Source organism: Isoptericola sp. NPDC056618 (assembly GCF_042792715.1).
Lineage (GTDB): Bacteria > Actinomycetota > Actinomycetes > Actinomycetales > Cellulomonadaceae > Isoptericola > Isoptericola nanjingensis.
This window is the reverse complement of the sequence record NZ_JBHTVZ010000003.1, coordinates 196,548-215,553: the sequence shown is the minus strand read 5'-3', so window position 1 is coordinate 215,553 and position 19,006 is coordinate 196,548. Positions and strand designations below refer to the sequence as shown.

At 71.9% G+C, this 19,006-nt stretch carries 14 protein-coding genes; 13 read left to right on the top strand and 1 reads right to left on the bottom strand.

All coding sequences use genetic code 11. The annotated features are described in order from the left end of the window. Positions 1-66 precede the first annotated feature (66 nt). The 3 genes from ACFQ8T_RS06830 to ACFQ8T_RS06820 are packed head-to-tail and all read left to right on the top strand — an operon-like array spanning position 67 to position 2,767. Positions 67-834 carry a DeoR/GlpR family DNA-binding transcription regulator gene (locus ACFQ8T_RS06830; protein WP_430545799.1) on the top strand — a complete coding sequence of 256 codons (768 nt, stop codon included), beginning with the start codon at positions 67-69 and terminating at the stop codon, positions 832-834. Continuing rightward, on the top strand, positions 831-2,108 hold the full coding sequence (locus ACFQ8T_RS06825; RefSeq protein WP_430545798.1) for a four-carbon acid sugar kinase family protein: 1,278 nt from the start codon (positions 831-833) through the stop codon (positions 2,106-2,108). Before ACFQ8T_RS06830 ends, ACFQ8T_RS06825 begins: the two co-directional genes overlap by 4 nt. Continuing rightward, positions 2,105-2,767 (top strand): class II aldolase/adducin family protein, encoded by a 663-nt coding sequence (locus ACFQ8T_RS06820; RefSeq protein WP_430545797.1) that lies wholly within the window; start codon positions 2,105-2,107, stop codon positions 2,765-2,767. Before ACFQ8T_RS06825 ends, ACFQ8T_RS06820 begins: the two co-directional genes overlap by 4 nt. Positions 2,768-2,784: 17 nt before the next feature. Here ACFQ8T_RS06820 and ACFQ8T_RS06815 read toward each other — a convergent pair whose 3' ends face one another. Next, a complete protein-coding gene (locus ACFQ8T_RS06815; protein WP_430545796.1) occupies positions 2,785-4,335 on the bottom strand; it encodes an FAD-dependent oxidoreductase in 1,551 nt (516 codons plus the stop codon). A 130-nt stretch (positions 4,336-4,465) separates the two neighbouring features. Here ACFQ8T_RS06815 and ACFQ8T_RS06810 point away from each other — a divergent pair, with 130 nt between their 5' ends. The 10 genes from ACFQ8T_RS06810 to ACFQ8T_RS06765 all read left to right on the top strand — a co-directional run bounded on the left by ACFQ8T_RS06810 (position 4,466) and on the right by ACFQ8T_RS06765 (position 18,900). Beyond that, positions 4,466-6,994, top strand: a complete 2,529-nt coding sequence (locus tag ACFQ8T_RS06810) for a hypothetical protein (protein ID WP_430545795.1) — start codon at positions 4,466-4,468, stop codon at positions 6,992-6,994. 89 nt (positions 6,995-7,083) lie between these two features. Beyond that, positions 7,084-8,052 carry a carbohydrate ABC transporter permease gene (locus ACFQ8T_RS06805; protein WP_430545794.1) on the top strand — a complete coding sequence of 323 codons (969 nt, stop codon included), beginning with the start codon at positions 7,084-7,086 and terminating at the stop codon, positions 8,050-8,052. Continuing rightward, positions 8,052-8,993: a carbohydrate ABC transporter permease gene (locus ACFQ8T_RS06800; RefSeq protein ID WP_430545793.1), complete on the top strand. Its 942-nt coding sequence runs from the start codon at positions 8,052-8,054 to the stop codon at positions 8,991-8,993. The genes ACFQ8T_RS06805 and ACFQ8T_RS06800 overlap by 1 nt, the downstream gene beginning before the upstream one ends. Before the next feature lie 49 nt (positions 8,994-9,042). Next, positions 9,043-10,050: an ROK family protein gene (locus ACFQ8T_RS06795; protein WP_430545792.1), complete on the top strand. Its 1,008-nt coding sequence runs from the start codon at positions 9,043-9,045 to the stop codon at positions 10,048-10,050. Then, positions 10,047-10,652: an SIS domain-containing protein gene (locus ACFQ8T_RS06790; RefSeq protein WP_430545791.1), complete on the top strand. Its 606-nt coding sequence runs from the start codon at positions 10,047-10,049 to the stop codon at positions 10,650-10,652. Before ACFQ8T_RS06795 ends, ACFQ8T_RS06790 begins: the two co-directional genes overlap by 4 nt. A gap of 92 nt (positions 10,653-10,744) precedes the next feature. Then, on the top strand, positions 10,745-13,279 hold the full coding sequence (locus ACFQ8T_RS06785) for an alpha-mannosidase (protein ID WP_430545790.1): 2,535 nt from the start codon (positions 10,745-10,747) through the stop codon (positions 13,277-13,279). Next, on the top strand, positions 13,276-15,237 hold the full coding sequence (locus tag ACFQ8T_RS06780) for a hypothetical protein (protein WP_430545789.1): 1,962 nt from the start codon (positions 13,276-13,278) through the stop codon (positions 15,235-15,237). Before ACFQ8T_RS06785 ends, ACFQ8T_RS06780 begins: the two co-directional genes overlap by 4 nt. Positions 15,238-15,354: 117 nt before the next feature. Then, the gene (locus ACFQ8T_RS06775; RefSeq protein ID WP_430545788.1) at positions 15,355-16,725 is read left to right on the top strand and encodes an ABC transporter substrate-binding protein; all 1,371 of its coding nucleotides are present in this window, start codon (positions 15,355-15,357) and stop codon (positions 16,723-16,725) included. A gap of 151 nt (positions 16,726-16,876) precedes the next feature. Continuing rightward, positions 16,877-17,869, top strand: coding sequence for a Gfo/Idh/MocA family protein (locus ACFQ8T_RS06770; protein ID WP_430545787.1), 993 nt, complete (start codon positions 16,877-16,879; stop codon positions 17,867-17,869). 14 nt (positions 17,870-17,883) lie between these two features. Further along, positions 17,884-18,900 carry a Gfo/Idh/MocA family protein gene (locus tag ACFQ8T_RS06765; protein WP_430545786.1) on the top strand — a complete coding sequence of 339 codons (1,017 nt, stop codon included), beginning with the start codon at positions 17,884-17,886 and terminating at the stop codon, positions 18,898-18,900. The last annotated feature ends 106 nt before the right edge of the window (positions 18,901-19,006 follow it).

The window sequence follows — 19,006 nt, the reverse complement described above, 5'->3', positions numbered from 1 at the left end:
GAACACTCAGTCCAATCAGGTGTGAAGAATTTGACATGCGGTTACCGGCGACCGTTCGATGTCTGCGTGAATGCCGTCGCGCATAGTCGCCAGGAAGAGCTGCTCCGCGTGCTCCACGCGTCCGGCTACGTCTCCTACGCGGAGGCTGCGCAGACGTTCGGGGTCTCCGAGATGACGATCCGCCGCGACGTCGGCCGCCTCGAGGCCGACGGACTGGCCCGGCGCGTGTCGGGCGGGGCGAGCGTGGTCGGGAGCCCGCACGGGCTTCCCTACGAGGAACGCGACCGCCGTGACGTCGCCGCCAAGCGGCAGATCGGGGAGGCCGTGGCGCCGCTGGTCGCGGGTGCCGCGGTCGTCGCCCTCGACGCGGGGACCACCGTGCTCCACGCGGTGGCGGCACTGCCCGCGGGCGCGACCGTGCTGACACACTCCGTGCCCGCGATCACCGCTGTGGCGGCGCGCGGTGAGCTCGACCTGGTCGGGCTGGGAGGCACGTACGTGCCGGAGACGCGCAGCTTCGCCGGGAGGTCGGCGGTCGAGGCGCTCGCGGGGCACGTGATCGACGTCGCGGTCCTGTCGGCGACGGCGCTCGACACGTCCGGGGTGATGTGCACGAACGGCGCCGACGCCGAGATCAAGCGCGCGCTCGTGGCGGCCGCCCAGCGGGTCGTCGTGCTGGCGGACAGCTCCAAGTTCGCCTCGCGGGCGCCGTTCCGCTTCGCGACCTGGGACGACGTCACGACGCTCGTCACGGACTCGCGAGCGTCAGCCGAGGAGCTCGATGCACCGCGGGGCGCCGGTGCAGGCGTCGTCGTCCCGGTGGGGCAGGCATGAGGCGGGCGCTCGGTGTCGTCGCCGACGACCTCACCGGCGCCACGGACCTGGCGGAGCAGGTCTGGCGCACCGGCCGCAGCGCCACGGTGCTCGTGGGCGTACCGGACGACGAGGCGCGCGATGAAGGACTGTTCGCCGACGGGCGCGACTGCGTGGTCGTGGCGCTCAAGAACCGCACGACCGCACCGGCCGACGCCGCGAGGGAGGCCGCGCAGGCGGCGCGCGCCCTGGTCGCCGGCGGCGCCGGCCTGCTCTACCAGAAGTACTGCTCCACGTTCGACTCCACCCCCGCGGGCAACGTCGGGCCGATCGGCGACGCGATCGCCCTCGTGGTGGCCGAGTCGGTCCAGGGGCCCGTCCGCTCCGTCGGGACCCCGGCGACGCCCAGCGTGGGGCGCAAGGTCCGCGACGGGCGTCTGTACGTGCACGACGAGCTGCTCGAGCACACCTCGATGGCCGACCACCCCCGGACGCCGATGCGAGACTCGCGGCTGGTCGAGCTGCTGCGCCCGCAGACGCCGCGTCCCGTCGTCGCGGTCACGACCGAGAGCCTGCAGCGCGGACCCGAAGCGGTGGCCGACGCGCTCGGCGCGGCGCCGCAGGACGGCTACGTGCTCTGCGACGCGCGCGACGACGCCGACCTCGACGTCCTTGCCGCGGCCTTGGAGGCGATCGTCGCCGGCGACGCACCGATCGCGCTGCACGGCGGGGCCGGGCTGGCCGCGGCCTGGGCGCGGCGTGGCAGTGCCCCCCGCCGCCCGAGCGGGACTGGTGTGGCCGTCACCGGTCGACGCCTGGTGCTGTCCGGATCGCTCTCCGCTGCGACCCGGGCGCAGCACCACGCCTTCAGCGGGCCGCGGGTCGTCATCGACCCGACCGCCGACGTGGGCGCCGAGGTCGACCGCGTCCAGGACGAGCTCCAGCCTGCCTATGCGGGCGGGGACGGACCGGTACTGGTGACGTCCTGGGACGGTCGTCCGCCCGGCCCCGTCGACGAGGCCGACGCCGACCGGGCCGAGGCGGTGCTGGCCGCCGTCGCCGCGCGCGCCGTCGCCGAGCTCGGGGTGCGCGAGGTGCTGGTGGCCGGTGGCGAGACCTCGGGCGCCGTGGTGCAGGCCTTGGGCGTCCGTGAGCTGAACCTGGCACGCAGCGTCGGGCCCGGTCTGGTGTGGTGTGACGCCCGTCGCGACGGAGCCGCGGTCGCCCTGCTGCTCAAGTCGGGCAACTTCGGGGGCCCCACCCTCTTCGACGACGCCTGGGAGGCCTCGGCATGAACAGGCACGAGACGCTCGACGACCACTCCGCCTCCCGGTCCGCGATTGTCGCGACCGCGCGGCGGCTGGCCGCCGCGGGGATGTCGCCCGGCAGCAGCGGCAACCTCAGCGTGCGGCTCCCGGGTGCCGTGCTGGTGACACGGCGGGGGGCAGACCTCGCGGCGCTGGAGCCCGCGGACCTCGTCCTGGTCGGCGACGACGGAGTCGTCCGTGCCGATCCCGTCACCCGCTCCGGCGCGCGGCCCACCAAGGAGACGGCCATGCACCAGGCGGTCTACGCGGCCCGGCACGGGGCGGGTGCGGTGGTGCACCTGCACTCCCACTACGCGACGGCGCTCGCGTGCCTGCCCGCAGGCGCGGACGGGTTCGCGGCCCTGCCGCCGTACACTCCGTACCGCGTCATGCGGCTGGGCGACGTCCCGCTCGTGCCGTTCGCACCACCGGGGAGCGCCGAGCTCGCTGGGCTCGTCGGTGCGGCCGCCGCGCGCGGGCACGCGATGCTCCTGGCGCAGCACGGCGCGCTCGTGGCCGCGGCGGACCTGGAGACCGCCGCGGCGGACGCCGCCGAGCTCGAGGCCGCCTCCCGGCTCTCGCTCGAGCTCGCAGGTCGACCGGCGGGGGTCATCGACGCCGCCGGTCTCGGAGCGCTGCGGGCCTGAGGCGGCGACCGTCGCCGTCAGGTCGTGAGGACCTGCCCGGTCTCCTCGAGCGAGCGACGCAGGTTGGCGACCGGGACGTCGTGCACGAGCCCGTCGCGTCGGGCCGCGTGGGCCGCCGCGATCCCCGCCGCGTGTCCGAGCATCTGGTACTGGGGTTCCATGCGGATCGACGAGAACGCCACGTGCGAGGCCGACAGGCACACCGGGACGACGAGGTTCGCGCAGTCCTCCCGGCGAGGCAGCAGGGCCTGGTAGGGGATGCCGTACCGGGGCACCGGTACCGAGAGATAGCCTTCCGTGAACACCATGCCGATCGGCCGTGGGTGCTCGTGGACCCAGCGCCAGGAGCGCTGCACCTCGCGGACGTCCAGGTGGTAGGAGCCGAGGGCGACCGTGTCCGCGGGGACCACCCCCGCACGCAGGTCCGCTTCCGTGAGCACGGTGGCGCCGACCATCCGTCGGGCCTCGCGCACGTAGAGCTGGTGAGGCAGGTGCCCCGTGTCGGCGAACTCGCGCGGCGCGTAGCCCCAGCGCTGCATCTCGGCGCGCACCGCCGCGGGCACCTCCGGGTCGTGCGCCAGGAAGTGCAGCATGCCGCGGGTGTGCCGCCGGTGGTGCTCGGTGATCGCCGCGCGTGTCGCGGCGTCACCGTCCGGGTACGCCGAGGCGCTGCCGTCGAGCACGTTGAGGGAGAACGGGCCGAGCGAGTTGCCGTCCGCGAGACCTCCCGGCAGGTTCGGCTCCAGGCCGACGAGGCGGCCGGCGGGCACCTCGACCCGGTCGCGGGCCCAGCGCCGAAAGAGCCGCCGTCCGAGCTCGTAGTAGGCGGGGTCGTCGTCCTCCGGGGCGTCGAACGGGACCCGGTCGGGGGCCGAGCTGAGGCACACGCGGTAGCCGTACGCCATGACCTGCCCGTCGCCTCGGCCCACGTCAACCAACGGGGCGGAGTTGAGCTGGGGGAGGAGGGCGCCCTCCTGCTCGCCGGTCGGGTCGCCGACGAACGGCGAGATCCACGGCGGCATGTTGTGCCGGCCCGGCAGCAGCTCCTGGCGGCCCGCGAACTGCTCGCCGTGCAGGTCCCGGTTCTCGCGACCCACTCGGTACGGCACGCCTGCCGCGGCGAGCAGGTCCCCTTCGTAGCCCGCGTCGACGAAGACGGCCGCCCGGTACTCGCGCTCGCTCCCGGCCTCGCCCGCGCGCACGGCGATGATCGCGGACCCGCGGCGGTCGCATCCGGTGAGCGGTGCCGAGAGCCGCACGTCGACACCCGCCCGGTCGAGCCAGCGGCTGAAGATGTCTTCCGCGACGTGGGGTTCGGGCCCTGCATAGCGTCCGACGGGCACGGCGTAGTGCTCGGCGACGGCGGCGCGGAACGCGGTGGCGGGTCCGCCGAGGGCGCGGGGGTCGCCCACGTCCGTGTAGCCGAGACCGCCGCTGGTCATGCCGCCGACATGGCGCCCGGGTTCGAGCAGGACCACGCTCGCGCCGGCCTCGGCCGCGGCCACCGCGGCGCACACGCCCGCCGCGGTTCCGCCGTAGACGACCACGTCCACGCTGGTCGTCGGCATTGCGGCTCGTCCGCCCCGTGCGTCGGCGGCGGGCGATGCTGCCGTCCGGGACTCCTTCGCTCCTCCGGTCATGGATGGCTATGGTAACGATGCCAGAGTGCAGCAGCCACTACCCGCACGAAGGAGTGCGATGCCCCGCATCACGCAGGTACTGATGGTTCCCCACACGCACCACGACGTGGGCTACACCCAGAGTCCCCGGCTCGTCGACCGGGCGCACCGGGCGATCGTGGACCGCGTCCTCGATCTCGCTGAGGGATCCGATCCGGACGGACCGGGAGCGTTCCGCTGGACGTTCGAGGCCGCCCGCCCCGTGCTGGGGTTCGTGCGGTCGGCGCCGCCCGATCGGGTGGACCGCCTCGTGCGGCTCGCTCGCGAGGGCCACGTCGCCGTCACCGGCGGCTACCTGAACATGACGCAGCTGCCTGGGATCCGCGAGATCGAGGCCGCCTACCGCGCGCTGGACGTCCTGCGCGACCGCGGGCTCGAGGTGCGCACGGTGCAGCACGGCGACGTCAACGGCCTGGCCTGGGGCGCTGTCGACGCGATGCTCGACCACGGTCTCGACCGGCTCGTCATGGCGCTCAACCCCGACCACGGCCGGCCGCCCGCCAGGCAGCCGTCGGTCTTCGACTGGCAGGGGCCGACCGGGCGGACGGTGCGCACCCTGTTGTCCACCCACTACGGGTACGGCGAGGAGTGGGGGATCGTCGACGGCGATGCCGGCCGTGCCGTGGCCGAGATCGAGGCGTTCTGCGAGGGTCTGGAGGCTCGGGCCGACTGGCCGTACGCCACGGCAGTGGTGCACGCGGCGAACGACAACCGCTGGCCGACCGCGCGGTTTCTCGACGTCGTGCGCGCGTGGAACGCCCGCCACCCGGGCACACCGATGTCGACCGCGACCGCCGACCAGGCGCTCGACCGTCTCGAGGCCGAGCGGGTCGGCCCGCCCCCGGTGCTCCGCGGCGAGTGGTCGGACTGGTGGAGCCACGGTCACGGGTCGACGGCACGAGAGGTGGCGGTCTACCGCGAGGCGCGGCGGCTGCACCGCTTCGCCGAGGAAGCCCTGGCGACGTCGCTCGTCCGAGCAGGTCACCGCCCCGAGGCCTCCGGCCCGTCCGCCGTGCCCCTGGCCCAGGTGATCGGCTATCGGCGTGGTCCCGTGCTCCTCCGCGCCGACGAGGAGCTGCACCGGGAGCTCACGCGGGTCGAGGAGCTCCTCGCCCTCTTCGGCGAGCACACCTGGGGCGCCTGGGAGACCTACAGCGCCCCCGACTCCGTCTTCAACGCGAGCCACTGGAACGCGAAGGCCGGCTACGCCTACGAGGCCTACGACCGTGCCCGGGACGTCGCCCTGGAGATGCTGCACCGTGGCTGGCTGCGCCGGGACGCTCCCGGCCCGACGCCCGTGGAGCAGTGCCCGTCCGGGGGGGTCGTCGTCGTGAACGCCGACGCGCGACGACGGCGCGCGGTCGCCTGGGTCGAGCTCGAGGGTTCCTCCGTGCGACCGGTCGTGGCGGACGTCCCTGCGGGCGGAGCCGTCGTCCGCCCTGTGCCCGTCACCGGCCGGGCGACCGCCGGGTGGGAGCTGCGGCGCGGCCGGTATCACGTCGTCGTGGACCGGGCACGGGGTGGCGTCGGTTCGCTCGTGGACCTGATCGAGGGCCGGGAGCTCGTGGACCGCTCCCGCCCTGCCGGCCTCGGCGCGGTCGTCGCGGAGCAGATCGTGGCGGACCCGCCGCACCCCATGCTCACGGACCCCAAGGCGTTCAGCCCTGCGCACCCCGGCCCGGCCTTCGAGCCCCGGCACGGGCTGGTCGTCGGCGTGCCGGAGGTCCGAGAGCACGACGACGGCGCGAGCCTCGCCTGGACGTCCGTCATCGAGGGGTTCAGTCGCCACGAGCACGAGCTGCACGTGCTCGACGGGGCGAACGGCGTCGAGTACCGCGTGACGATCGACAAGCCGGTGCGGTCCGGGCCCGAGAGCGTGTTCGTCACGTTCCCGTTCGCGGTCCCGCAGCCGCGCTTCCTCCTCGAGACGGCCGGAGCGGTGTACGAGGCAGGCGCCGAGCAGCTGCCGGACACGAGCATGGACTGGTTCTCGATCCAGCACGCGGTCGGCGTCGTGGGCGCCGAGGCCGGCGTCGTGTGGACGACGACGGACGCGCCGCTCGTGCGCCTCGGCCGGCAGCCGATCGGGGCCTGGAGCCGACGGTGGGAGCCGGCGGACGGCACGGTCGACAGCTGGGTGATGAACAACCTGCACTTCACGAACTTCCAGGCGCGCCAGGGCGGCCGCACCACGTTCTCGTACCGGTTCGCGCCGGCAGCCGCCGGGGAGGTCTCCGCGAGCGCCGTCGCCGTGGCGGGTCACGACGCGGCCCACCCGCTGGTGGCTCGCGCGCTCCTTGACGGAGAGCGGGTCGAGGGCGTCGGGGCGGACGTCGGACTCGACGTCGACGCGGGGGACGCGGTCCTTGTCGAGCGGGCTGCCGGCCCGCAGGGCGAGGTCCGGGTCACGCTGCGGAACACCGGGGCCGCGGAGTCGCTCGCCGTGGTGCGCTCTGCGGGCGGGGAGCGCCGGGTCGTGGTGCCTCCTCGGACGGCGGTCGTGGTCGCTACCGCGGCTGTGACGACGGCATTTGCCGCATCGCTGTGAACGCGGTTACAGTGCCGTGTGGTAACGATGCCACATCGGGCGCCCACAAAGCCGGAGCGCCGAGTCCAGGAGACCAGGGAGGTCGTGCGATGACGCACCTCACCACGTCGGGCAGCACGGCGACGCCGCCCGTGCAGCCGCCGCGTCGGCGAGCCAAGAAGTACAACACCCGCGAGGCGGTCGCCGGGTACCTGTTCATCTCGCCGTGGATCGTCGGGTTCCTCATCTTCACCGTGGGCGCGATGGTCTTCAGCCTGACGGTGTCCTTCAGCCACTACAACCTCGTCACGGGAACGATGGCGCCGGCCGGGATCGACAACTACGCGCGGCTCTTCGACGACCCGAAGGTCATGCTGTCGCTGCGGAACACGTTGTTCTACGCCGTGATGGCCGTGCCCCTGGAGATCGTGGTCGCGCTCCTGCTCGCGCTGCTCCTGCACCGCGCCGGGCGCCGGAGCGCGGGCATCTTCCGCACGCTCTTCTACCTGCCCAAGATGACGCCCGCGGTCGCCACCGCGGCCGTCTTCCTCCTGCTGCTCAACGGCAACTCCGGAGCGATCAACAAGGGACTTGCGGTGTTCGGCATCCAGGGGCCGCAGTGGCTCGTGGACCCCGCGTGGGTGAAGCCCTCGATCGTCCTCATGACGCTCTGGACGGTCAGCGGCACCATGGTGATCTTCCTCGCGGCGCTGAACAACGTGCCCCGCGAGCTGTACGAGGTGTCCTCCCTCGACGGCGCCGGCCCGGCGCGGCAGTTCTTCAACATCACGCTGCCGATGATCTCGAGCGCGGTGTTCTTCAACCTGCTCGTGCTGACCATCGCGGCCCTGCAGATGTTCGACCAGGCCTACCTGCTCTTCTGGCGAGATCAGTCCTCGACGTCGCCCGAATCGTCCCTGTTCTACGCGGTCTACCTGTTCCAGCAGGCTTTCCGGCAGTTCGACTTCGGGTTCGCCGCGGCGATGTCGTGGCTGATGTTCGTGATCGTCATGGCGATCACCGTGTTCCAGCTCAAGTTCGGCAACCGGTTCGTGTACTACGAGGGTGGTGATCGCTGATGGCGACGATCGAGAAGCACGACGCGGTGCGGCGTTCGTCGGAGGTCCCGGCGGCACCCGAGGGGCCGCCGGCCGGCCGGCCGGTGCGCCGCGACAAGAACGGGGGCCGTTGGCGGCGCCCCGTCGTGACCGTGCTGTTGGTCCTTGTCTCGTGCCTGTTCCTCTATCCGTTCGCCTGGCTGCTCGCTGCGAGCTTCAAGCCGAAGGGGCAGGTCTTCGACAACAGGCTGTGGCCCGAGACCTTCCAGCCGCACAACTACGTCGAGGTGTTCCAGCAGCTTCCGGTCGGGAACTGGCTCTTCAACAGTCTCGGTATCGCGCTCCTGGCCGCCGTGTCCGTGGCGGTCTCCAGCTCGATCGTGGCGTTCGGGTTCGCGTACTTCCGGTTCCCGGGACGGAACTTCCTGTTCGTCCTGGTCCTCGCGACGATGATGCTCCCCGGCGCCGTGACGCTCGTCCCCAACTACCTGATCTGGCAGCACCTCGGGCTTGTCGGCACGTGGGTGCCGCTCTTCGCGATGAACCTCTTCGGGTCTGCCTTCTACATCTTCCTCCAACGGCAGTTCTACATGGGATTGCCTCGCGAGCTGTTCGAGGCGGCGCGCGTTGACGGAGCGAGCTACTGGCGGATGTTCTGGAAGATCGTGATGCCGCTGTCGATCCCGTCGTTCGTCATCGTGTTCGTCTTCGAGTTCCAGGCCAGCTGGAACAACCTGCAGGCCGCCTTGATCTATCTCAATGCCGGGTCGCCGGAGAAGTTCACCGCACCGCTCGGCATCGCCTACGCGATGACCAAGTACGCGCCAGGTAACGGCGGACAGGGCGACTACCAGTACGTGATGGTCGCTGCGCTCCTCGTGACGATCCCCATGCTCATCATCTTCGCGTTCGCCCAGCGGCACTTCGTCGAGGGCATCGCCACGACAGGACGCAAGGGCTGAGCGAGCCCGTTCAGAGCCCAGGCTCTTTGAGAACAGGAGTACGACAGAAATGACCGATGTGCTGTCAGAGCGCGCGGTGCTCGCGCTCGACATCGGCGGGACAAAGCTCGCGGCGGCCGTCGTCGGGTCCGACGGCGTCGTCCGGGGGCACCGCGTGACCCCGACCCGGCGCGAGGAGGGTCCGGACGCGGTGATCCGACGGTTGTTCGATCTCGGTCGGAGCGCCCTGGACGCCGAGGGAGTCGCCGTTCCCCTGGCGGTGGGGATCTCGTGCGGCGGTCCGCTCGACGCAGCGCAGGGCGTGCTCCTCTCGCCGCTGCATCTGCCGGGGTGGACGGCGGTGCCGATGGTGGACCTCGCGGAACGGGAGTTCGGCGTTCCGGCGCGGCTTGAGAACGATGCCACACTCGGCGCGCTGGGCGAGTTCCGGTTCGGGCACGGCCGTGCCGTGCCGGACGGGACGCTCGTCTACCTCACCCTGTCGACCGGAGTCGGCGGTGGGGCCGTCATCAACGGCCGCCTGCACGAGGGCGCGGCCGGCAACGGGGGCGAGTTCGGGCACGTCGTGGTGAGGTACGGCGGCCGCTCGTGTCCCTGTGGCCGAGCGGGGTGCCTGGAGACGTACGCGTCGGGCACCAACATCGCGGTGCGGGCCCGGGAACGGCTCGCGCAAGCCTCGGACACCGTGCTCGCGGCCTACGGCGAGCAGGTCCGGGCGGAGCACGTCACTGCGGCGGCTGCCGCCGGCGACCAGGTGGCTCGAGAGCTCTGGGACGAGACGGTCGACGTCCTCGCTGACGCGGTGACCGACTTCGTGAACGTGTTCGAGCCCGACCTGGTCGTCCTCGGCGGGGGAGTGACCACGTCCGAAGCGCCCCTGCTGGAGCCTCTCCGACAGGCCGTGTCCGCACGCGCCATGCGGCCTGCGGCTCGGAAGGCCCAAGTGCACCTCTCGGCGCTCGGCGCCCAGGTGTGCCTCGCGGGCGCCGCCGCCGCGGCGTTCGACCTGGTGGCCGACGGCGCCCGTGAGATCGTCTCCGCGGAGCGTGTCGGATGAGCGCGGACGTGGTCGCCCGGACGACCGGTTGGGCCGCGGACCAGGTGGGCGACCACGTGGCGGCGGGCGAGGCGGCGCGCGCGCTGGTCCCGGCGGCGATGGCTGTCGCGGACCTGCTGCGCGAGTCCTTCGACCGTGGTGGCATCCTGTACACCTGCGGCAACGGCGGTAGTGCCGCCGACGCCCAGCACTTCACCGGCGAGATCATCGGGCACTACAAGGCCGACCGCCGCCCGCTGGGCGCCGTGACGCTCAGCACCGACCCCACAACGATGACCTGCATCGCCAACGACTACAGCTACGACGACGTGTTCTCCCGACAGGTCGAGGGGCTCGCCCGGCCCGGCGACGTCGTCGCCGTCTTCACGACGAGCGGCAACTCGGCGAACGTCGTCGGTGCGCTGGCCGCCGCCCTTGACCGGGGAGCGACGACGGTGCTCTTCGGAGGCGGGGACGGCGGGGCGTGCCTCGCGTACGCCGATCACGTGCTGCTGGCTCCCAGCAGCACCACCCCCCGGATCCAGGAGGTGCACACCCTGCTGCTGCACCTGATCTCCGAGAGCATCGACCGCTGGGCCGCCGGCGAGGAGGAGTACCGATGAGCCAGGCACCGATGTCGAACGCGCCGTCGGGTGCGTGCGACGAGCGTGGGACGACACCCCGACCGCTTGCGACCCCGGACAGGGACCTTTACATGATCGGTGCGACCCACATCGACCCCGTGTGGCTCTGGCCATGGCAGGAGGGGTACCAGGAGGCACGCGCGACGTTCCGGTCTGCGCTCGACCGCATGGACGAGTATCCGGACTTCGTCTTCACCTGCGACCAGGTGGTGCTGCTGAGCTGGGTCGAGGAGTCGGACCCCGAGATGTTCGAGCGGATCCGTGAACGGGTCCGCGAGGGCCGCTGGGTCAACGCCGGCGGCTGGTGGGTCGAGCCGGACTGCAACATGCCGATGGGGGAGAGCTTCGTGCGGCACGGGCTGTACGGCCAGCGGTTCCTCGAGTCGCGGTTCGGCAGGCGCGCGACCGTGGGGATGAACGTCGACCCCTTCGGGCACAACGTCATGCTGCCGCAGATCCTGCGCGGTCACGGGCTCGACACGTACATGTTCCTGCGCCCGGGCCCGCACGAGAGCGACTTCCGCGACACGCTGTTCTGGTGGGAGGCGCCCGACGGGTCGCGCGTGCTGGCCTACCGGATCCCGTTCGAGTACTGCAGCCCGCCGGGGCCGGTCGACCACCAGACCGAGAAGTCGCTCCAGGCGATGGGCAGCGACCTCGACTCCGCGATGGTGCTGTTCGGCGTCGGCAACCACGGCGGCGGGCCGACGAAGGCGAACATCGACTCGATCCACCGGTTCGACCGGATGGGTTCGTTCGGCCGCATGCGGATCGCCTCGCCCCGGGAGTACTTCGACGACCTGCTCGCGCGCGGGGACGACTTCCTCGGCACGCTGCCCGTGCGCAGCGACGACCTGCAGCACCACGCGTCCGGCTGCTACTCCGCCCACTCCGGCATCAAGGCGTGGCAGAAGCGCGCCCAGTTCGCCGTGCTGTCCGCCGAGCGCTGGGCCGCCGTCGCCGAGCGGCTCGGCGGCCGGCCGTATCCGCGGGCCGGGCTCGAGAACGCGTGGAAGCAGGTCTTGTTCAACCAGTTCCACGACACGCTGCCGGGCTCCGCGATCGAGACCGCCTACGACGACGCCCGGGACCAGCTGGGCGAGGCGACCGCGATCGCGAAGCGGATCATCGTCCGGGCGCACAACGAGATCGCCCGCCGCGTCAACATTCCCTTCGACGACGCCACCCAGCCCGTGCTCGTGTTCAACCCGCACCCGTGGCCGGTGACGCAGACGGTGCCGTTCCAGTTCGGCGCCCAGCGTGGCGGCGTGCACGTGGTTGACGCCGACGGCAGCCCTGTCCCGGCGCAGGAGACCCAGTCGGTCGCGACCACCAACGACCAGAGCCGCGGTGCGATCGCGTTCCGCGCCGAGGTCCCGGCGTTCGGGTACCGCCTGTACCGCCTGGCGCCGGGGCGCGTACCGACGTCGGCCCCTGACGTCGTCCGTTCGGACACGGTGCTGGAGAACGAGCACCTGCGCGTGGAGGTGGACCCGGGCACAGGGTGGGTCTCCTCGCTGCTGGACAAGGCGACCGGGATGGACCTCGTCGCCGGCACCGGCGCCGAGCCGCACACGGTGATCTGCGAGGACCCGACGGACACGTGGGGCCACCGGGTGGTCTCGTACGCGTGGCCGGGCTCGCCGATGGAGACCGTGTCGATGCGGGTGCGCGAACGCGGTGCGCTGCGCGGCGTGCTGCGGGTCGAGCGCCGCTGGGGCTCCTCGACCATGATCGAGGAGTTCGTCCTCGAGGCCGGTGCGACGACGCTGCGGGTCGACGTCGAGCTGGACTGGCGCGAGCAGGCGCACGTGATGAAGGTGCGGGTGCCCGTGGCGCTCGACGCGCCGCGCGCCCGCTACGAGATCCCCATGGGCTCCATGGAGCGGCCCGTCGACGGCGCGGAGGAGCCCGTGCAGGGATGGGTCGACCTGTCGGGCGAGCACGAGGGGAAGCCCGCCGGCCTCACGGTGGTGCTGACCAACAAGAACGGCGTCGACGTCTCTCCTGCCACGACTCCGGACGGCGTGCCGAGCATCGGCATCACCGCCACCCGGAGCCCGGTCTACTCGTGGCACGACCCGCGCACCCTGGACCCTGAGGGCATCTACCGCTACCAGGACCAGGGGGTCCAGCAGTTCGGCTACGCCCTGGCGCCGCACGCGGGGCGCTGGCAGGACGTCGGCGCCACCCGGCGGGCCGCCGAGCTCGGGCGGCCCGTGCGCGCCATGGCCGAGTCGTTCCATCAGGGCGACCTCCCGCCGGAGATGTCGTTCGCGGACGACGGCGCGGGCCGCGTCATGGTCACCGCGGTGAAGGGCGCCGAGGACGAGCCGGCCGGAGGTCTCTCCGACGTGGTCGTGCGGGCCGTCGAGATCGCCGGCGAGGACGGCGAGGCGACGATCGAGGTGCCGTTCGCCGGCGTGAGCATCACCCGGCGCTTCACGCCGCACCAGATCCGGACCTTCCGCATCTCCGCGTCAGGCGACGTCACCGACGTCGACCTGCTCGAGGGCCCCGTGCCCTCGGACGAGGAGCCGGGCGAGGAGACGACTGTCGAACATGCTGAGGCCGAGATCCACGCGACGGGCGAGGACGAGGCGTGACACGTCCGGACGTCGTGGTCGAGCTGGTCGACGACGCCACCGGAGCTGCGGTCGAAACCTCACGGGTGGCGACCATGGTCCAGGTCGTCGAGCGCGAGGTCGGCTGGGGGGTCACCGCGACCGCCCGGCTGACCACGGGGTCGGCCGTCAGGGGACGGTTGCGGGTATCAGTGTCGTTCCCGGCGGCCGACCCCTGGTGGCTGGTCCCGGGCGCCTTCTACGGCGAGAACTGCCCGGCCGACAACGACCGGCCCTACCCGCGCTTCGAGGTCGGGGCGGCGGCGGGGTCGGGCGCCGCGGGTATGACGAGCTCGTGGTGGGAGCTGCGGGCTGACCGCGCCGCCACGGTGCTGGTGTGCGGCTGGGGCGACGACGACGGGATCGGTCTCGCGGCCGACGAGACGACCGGGCTCGGCATGACGGGGCTCGGCTTCGCGCACGACGAGGGCCGGGCCACGGTGTGGCTGTCCTTCCCGTACGCGGAGGGGCCCATCTCCTACTACGGGGACGACGCCCCGCGCCCGGCCGTGCGGGAGTCGTTCACGTTCGAGCCCGGCCACGAGGTCACGGTCTCGTGGCGCGTCTTCGCGCTCGGCCCGGACCGCGGCGACCACGCCGCCGTCGTCCGGGCCCGTTACGCGGAGACGGCCGACCGTACGCCGGAGACCCCGTGGGTCGAGGTCCCTGAGGCGGCGCGGCTCGCCGCGCACGGCCTGCACGAGTGGCACTACGACCCCGACCCGGGGGTCCTGCTCGAGACGATCGGCTTCGACCGCGGGGTCACCGGGCAGGACGGGAGGCCCGTCGACCGCCAGGCGATGCACGTGGCCTGGATCAGCGGCATCCCGTGGGCCTACGCGCTCCTGCGGCACGCGGCGCGTGTCGAGCGCGCCGACTACCGGGAGGCCGCGGAGAAGGTGGTCCGGTTCGTCTGCGACGCGCGCTCGCCCAGCGGCTTCCTGTGGGGAGTCTGGTACCGGGAGCGCGGGTGGGCCAAGAGCTGGACGCCGATCGAGCGCGGGCTGCACTCTCGGACGTTGGCGGAGGCGATCCTCTTCGCCGGCCGCAGCATCCCGCTGCTGGGGGACGACCTCCGCGCGCAGGTCACCGCGACCGTGCGCCGCAACCTCGATCTCGTCGTCGCGCGACAGCGTGCCGACGGGTGCCTCGGCTCGGTGTTCGACGCCGAGACCGGCGAGGTCCTCTCGTGGCGCGGCGCCTCCGGGCTGACCTGGGTCGCGGCCCTTGCCGAGCAGGCCGCCCTCGACCCGCGCTACGCGGAGGCGGCCGTGCGGGCCGGCGCCTACTACACGCGCTTCGTCGAGGCGGAGTACCTCCACGGAGCGCCGGAGGACGTCGATCTCGCCCCGACGTCGGAGGACGGGTACGCGGCGATCCTGGCCTACGTCGCCCTGGCGCGGCTGACCGGGGACGAGCGTTGGGTGGACGTGGCGGCGCGCGCCGCCGACTGGACCATGACCTTCCGGTACTCCTACGACGTGGGGTTCGCGCCGGGCACGCTGCTCGCGCAGTACGACTTCCGGTCGCTCGGCGCCGACCAGGCGTCGCCGTCGAACCAGCACCTGCACTCGTACGGCCTCGTGTGCCACGACGAGCTGCGCTGGCTCGCGGCGCGCCGCCACGATGACTACCTGGCGCGCCGCGCCGAGGACACGCTTCGCTGCTTCCGGCAGTTCGTCGCGCGGTTCGACGGCGACTTCAACGCGTACCGGGGGATGGTCTCCGAACGCTTCTACCAGACGCACTGCTTCCAGCCGAAGGGCATGCTGCTCACGCTCTCCCACGCGTGGTGCGTCGGTGTGCTGCTGCTCGCCTGCGAGGACGAGCTGGCTTCGAGCGGCCCGACCGCCGGCATTGCCTCGGGGCCTGGAGGGCATTCTGGCAGCGATCCCACAAAATGTGGCCGAGGCGCGCCATCGGCGACTGCCCAACTCTGACCAATCGTGCGACGAGACCTTGAATCTCGCCGCCAATCCATCTAGCGTTCGATGTGGTAAGGATCCCACATCATGGGGCCCAGGGTGAGGAAGCCCGGGCGGAGGAGTGTGACATCAATGAAGAGGCACGTACTGGGACTGACGGCCACCGCGGCCGCTGGAGTGATGCTTCTCGGCGCCTGCTCCGGCTCCGGAACCGATGCGGCGGGAGGATCGGCCGCAGACTTCTCCGGCGACGCGAGCGGGTCGCTGAGCGCGTGGGGCTTCGAGAACGCGGACGACGTGGGGACCTCGCGTCTCGACTACGCGAAGAAGGAGCTGCCAGACGTCGACGTCCAGCTCGACCAGGCGGCGTTCGACGCGCAGAAGTTCACCACCCTCGTGGCCAGCGGCAACGTGCCGGACGTCGTGCAGATGGACCGCCGGTTTGTCGCGACCTATGCGGCCCAGGGGCTGATCCAGCCGCTCGACAAGTGCTACGAGGCGCAGGACATCGACCCGGACGAGGCGTACTACCCGTGGGTGGCCGACGAGATGCGCTACGACGACAAGATCTGGGGGGTGCCGCAGTTCTACCAGCCGCCGGCGATCATCGTGAACGCACGGGTCCTGAAGGAGGCCGGCGTCTCCGCGGACGACATCGACACCTCGGACATCGACGGCCTCGTCAAGGCCATCGAGAAGGTGTACCAGGAGAAGGGTGGCAACCCGACCGTACTCGGGCTGGACCCGGTGGCCGCCGGGAGCCCGGAGCTGTGGATCCAGGGCCTCGGCGGGTCGATCCTCGATGAGGACGGGGCTCCGACCCTGGACACGCCGGAGAATGCCGCAGCGATCGAGGATCTCAAGCGCATCACCGACGCCCAGGGTGGGTACGCCAAGGTCAAGAGTCTCGGCGACTCCTTCGACCTGTTCGGCGAGAAGAACCAGTTCGTCAAGGACCAGGTCGGCGCCCAGGTGGACAACCAGTGGTACGTCAACGTCCTCTCGCCGTACCTGGACGACATCGACATCACGGCGGTCCCGTTCCGGGACAAGAACGGCGAGCCGTTCACGGTGGCGAGCGGACAGTCGTTCGTGATCCCGACGGGAGCCAAGAACCCCGGCGCGGCCTGCGCCTGGGCGACGACTCTCACGTCGCTCGACTCGTGGCTCGCCGCCGGTGACGCGCGGGCGAAGACGCTGGCCGACGATGGCGGCGTCAACACCGGCCTGTTCACCGGCAGCCCGGAGGCCGACAAGCAGATCCGGGAGAAGTACGTCAAGAAGACGGGCGACGCCGGGCTCGACCAGACGATCCAGACGTTCTACGACGTCGCCGAGCACGGCCAGTCGATCGGCGCGTCGCCGGCCGGCCAGCAGGTCAAGGACGAGCTGGTGAACGCGGTGACGTCCGCGCTGCTGGGCGACAAGACCGCGGAGCAGGCGCTGGCGGACGCGCAGGAGAACGCACAGCGCGCGTACGACCAGGCGAAGTCCGGGAGCTGATCGACGCCAGGACGTCGGCGCACGGGAGGGATGGTGCGCCGACGTCCGGCTCGCGTTGTCGGGGGGACGTGGGCAAGGCGGTATGTGGTAACGATGCCACCTTGCCCCGGAAGGCGGCGACGACGCCGCGTAGGACACACATGGAGGTGTGATGGAAGGCATCGGAGTCGGTGTCGCGGGGTTCTGGCACGTTCACGCGAACGACTACGCCAGGCAGGTCGTGGACCACCCCCGGACGCAGCTCGTCGCAGGCTGGGACCGGGACGCGAAGCTCGCCGAGGACGGGGCAGCGACCCTGGGGTTACCGCTGGTCGACGACCTCGACACCCTGCTCGCCCTGCCCGAGGTCGATGCGGTCACGGTGACCACCGCGACGTCAGACCACGTGGACGTCATCCGCCGCGCGCTGCAGGCGGGCAAGCACGTCTACACGGAGAAGCTGCTCGCGCCGAGCGTGGCGGAGTGCGAGGCGCTCATCAAGGAGGCGGAGGCCCAGGGCGTCCAGCTCGTCGTCTCGCTGCCGCGGCTGTCGGAGCCGGCCACCGTCGCCGCCTCGCGGCTGATCGCCGAAGGCGAGCTCGGCAGGGTCACGTACGCGCGTGTCCGCATGGCCCACGACGGCTGGCTGGGTGGTTGGCTTCCCGACCGCTTCGCCGACCCGTCCACCGCCGTCGGCGGCGCGTTCACGGACCTCGGCTGCCACCCCGCCTATCTCGTCCAGCGGTTCCTCGGGAGCGCCCCGAGCACGGTCAGCGCGTCCTACGGCGACGTCACCGGCCACGGGGTCGAGGACAACGCCGTGGTCGTGGCGCGGTACGCCGACGGCGCGATCGGCGTCGCCGAGGCGAGCTTCGTGACGACTCCGGGCGCCTCCGCCTTCGAGGTCCGGGGCACCGAGGCGACCCTCCTGCACGGCTTCGGTGGCGAGGAGCTCATCGGCAAGGGCGGTCGGTTCGGCGACGCCTGGACCCGGGTCGAGCTCCCGGACGCGCAGCCCCACCCGTTCCAGCTGTGGGTGGACGCGATCCAGGGGAGGGCGGACGGGAGCGAGAACCGCGCGGCCGCCGTCGAGCTCACCCGCCTCGTCGTGGCGGCGAACGAAGCCGCTGACACCGGCCGGACCATCGAGTACGACGCCCGTTGAGAGGGAAGACGCAGATGACAGACAAGATTCGTATCGGGCTAGTCGGCGCCGGCGGGATCGCCGGCGCGCACGTGGCGGGCTACCGCCGGAACCCGGAGGCGGTGGTGTTCGCGGCGATCGCCGACCCGGTGCGGGAGAACGCCGAGCGTCGTCGCGGGGACGACGACGTGGCGATCTACGACGACTACCGCACGATGATCGCGGAGGCAGAGCTCGACGCGGTCGACATCTGCCTGCCGCACCACTTGCACGCGGACGCGATCATCGCGGCCGCCGAGGCCGGCCTGCACGTCCTGTGCGAGAAGCCGTTGTGCCTGACGCTGGCCGAGGCGCAGGCGATCTCCGAGGTAGCCGCACGCACGGGTGTGACGATCATGTGCGCGCACAACCAGCTCTACTTCCCGGCCGTGGCGGAGACGAAGCGCCTCCTGACGGAGGGCACCTTCGGCACGGTCTACGAGGTGCGCACCACCGACAGCTTCTACAACGACTTCACCCCGGAGAGCATGGGGTGGCGGGCGCACGCGTCGACCGCGGGCGGCGGTGAGCTCATCGACACGGGCTACCACCCCGTCTACCTGCTCCAGCACCTTGCCGGGGCGGTGCCGACCGAGGTCACGGCGATGCTCTCGCGCCATCGGCTCGGATTCATGGAGGGCGAGGACTCGGCGCAGGTGCTCGTGCGTTACGAGAACGGCGTAGTCGGACACGTGACGACGAGCTGGGCCTACCCGGCGGCGCCTGGCACGGAGAAGTTCTCGCTCGTCGGGTCCGAGGGCTCCCTGTCGTCCGACGGGGTCAGCCTCACGTACCAGCTGCGAGGGCAGGACCCGGTGACCATGAAGTTCGACCCGGTGCACGACATCGCCGCCGCGGTCGCCGACTTCGCGCGCTGCCTGCTCACCGGTGACCGCCCGATGCACACGCACGTCGAGGGCATCGACGTGCTCGGGGTCATCCTCGCGGCCTACGAGTCTGACCGGACGCGTGCGTTTGCACCCGTCACTCGCGTCGCGGTGCCCGCGCGCTGACCGACGTCGCGCCCGGCGCGGGGGGGGGACCCCGACCCGCCCCCGCGGGCCGCCAGGGCCCCCGCCTCAAACGGCCAGGCGGGAGCAACCCCGGACCGCCCCCCCC

Coding starts and splice junctions, on each gene's coding strand:
- ACFQ8T_RS06825 (WP_430545798.1), top strand. CDS start 831: ATGAGGCGGGCGCTCGGTGTCGTCGCCGACGACCTCACCGGCGCCACG.
- ACFQ8T_RS06820 (WP_430545797.1), top strand. CDS start 2,105: ATGAACAGGCACGAGACGCTCGACGACCACTCCGCCTCCCGGTCCGCG.
- ACFQ8T_RS06815 (WP_430545796.1), bottom strand. CDS start 4,335: ATGCCGACGACCAGCGTGGACGTGGTCGTCTACGGCGGAACCGCGGCG.
- ACFQ8T_RS06810 (WP_430545795.1), top strand. CDS start 4,466: ATGCCCCGCATCACGCAGGTACTGATGGTTCCCCACACGCACCACGAC.
- ACFQ8T_RS06805 (WP_430545794.1), top strand. CDS start 7,084: ATGACGCACCTCACCACGTCGGGCAGCACGGCGACGCCGCCCGTGCAG.
- ACFQ8T_RS06800 (WP_430545793.1), top strand. CDS start 8,052: ATGGCGACGATCGAGAAGCACGACGCGGTGCGGCGTTCGTCGGAGGTC.
- ACFQ8T_RS06795 (WP_430545792.1), top strand. CDS start 9,043: ATGACCGATGTGCTGTCAGAGCGCGCGGTGCTCGCGCTCGACATCGGC.
- ACFQ8T_RS06790 (WP_430545791.1), top strand. CDS start 10,047: ATGAGCGCGGACGTGGTCGCCCGGACGACCGGTTGGGCCGCGGACCAG.
- ACFQ8T_RS06785 (WP_430545790.1), top strand. CDS start 10,745: ATGATCGGTGCGACCCACATCGACCCCGTGTGGCTCTGGCCATGGCAG.
- ACFQ8T_RS06775 (WP_430545788.1), top strand. CDS start 15,355: ATGAAGAGGCACGTACTGGGACTGACGGCCACCGCGGCCGCTGGAGTG.
- ACFQ8T_RS06770 (WP_430545787.1), top strand. CDS start 16,877: ATGGAAGGCATCGGAGTCGGTGTCGCGGGGTTCTGGCACGTTCACGCG.
- ACFQ8T_RS06765 (WP_430545786.1), top strand. CDS start 17,884: ATGACAGACAAGATTCGTATCGGGCTAGTCGGCGCCGGCGGGATCGCC.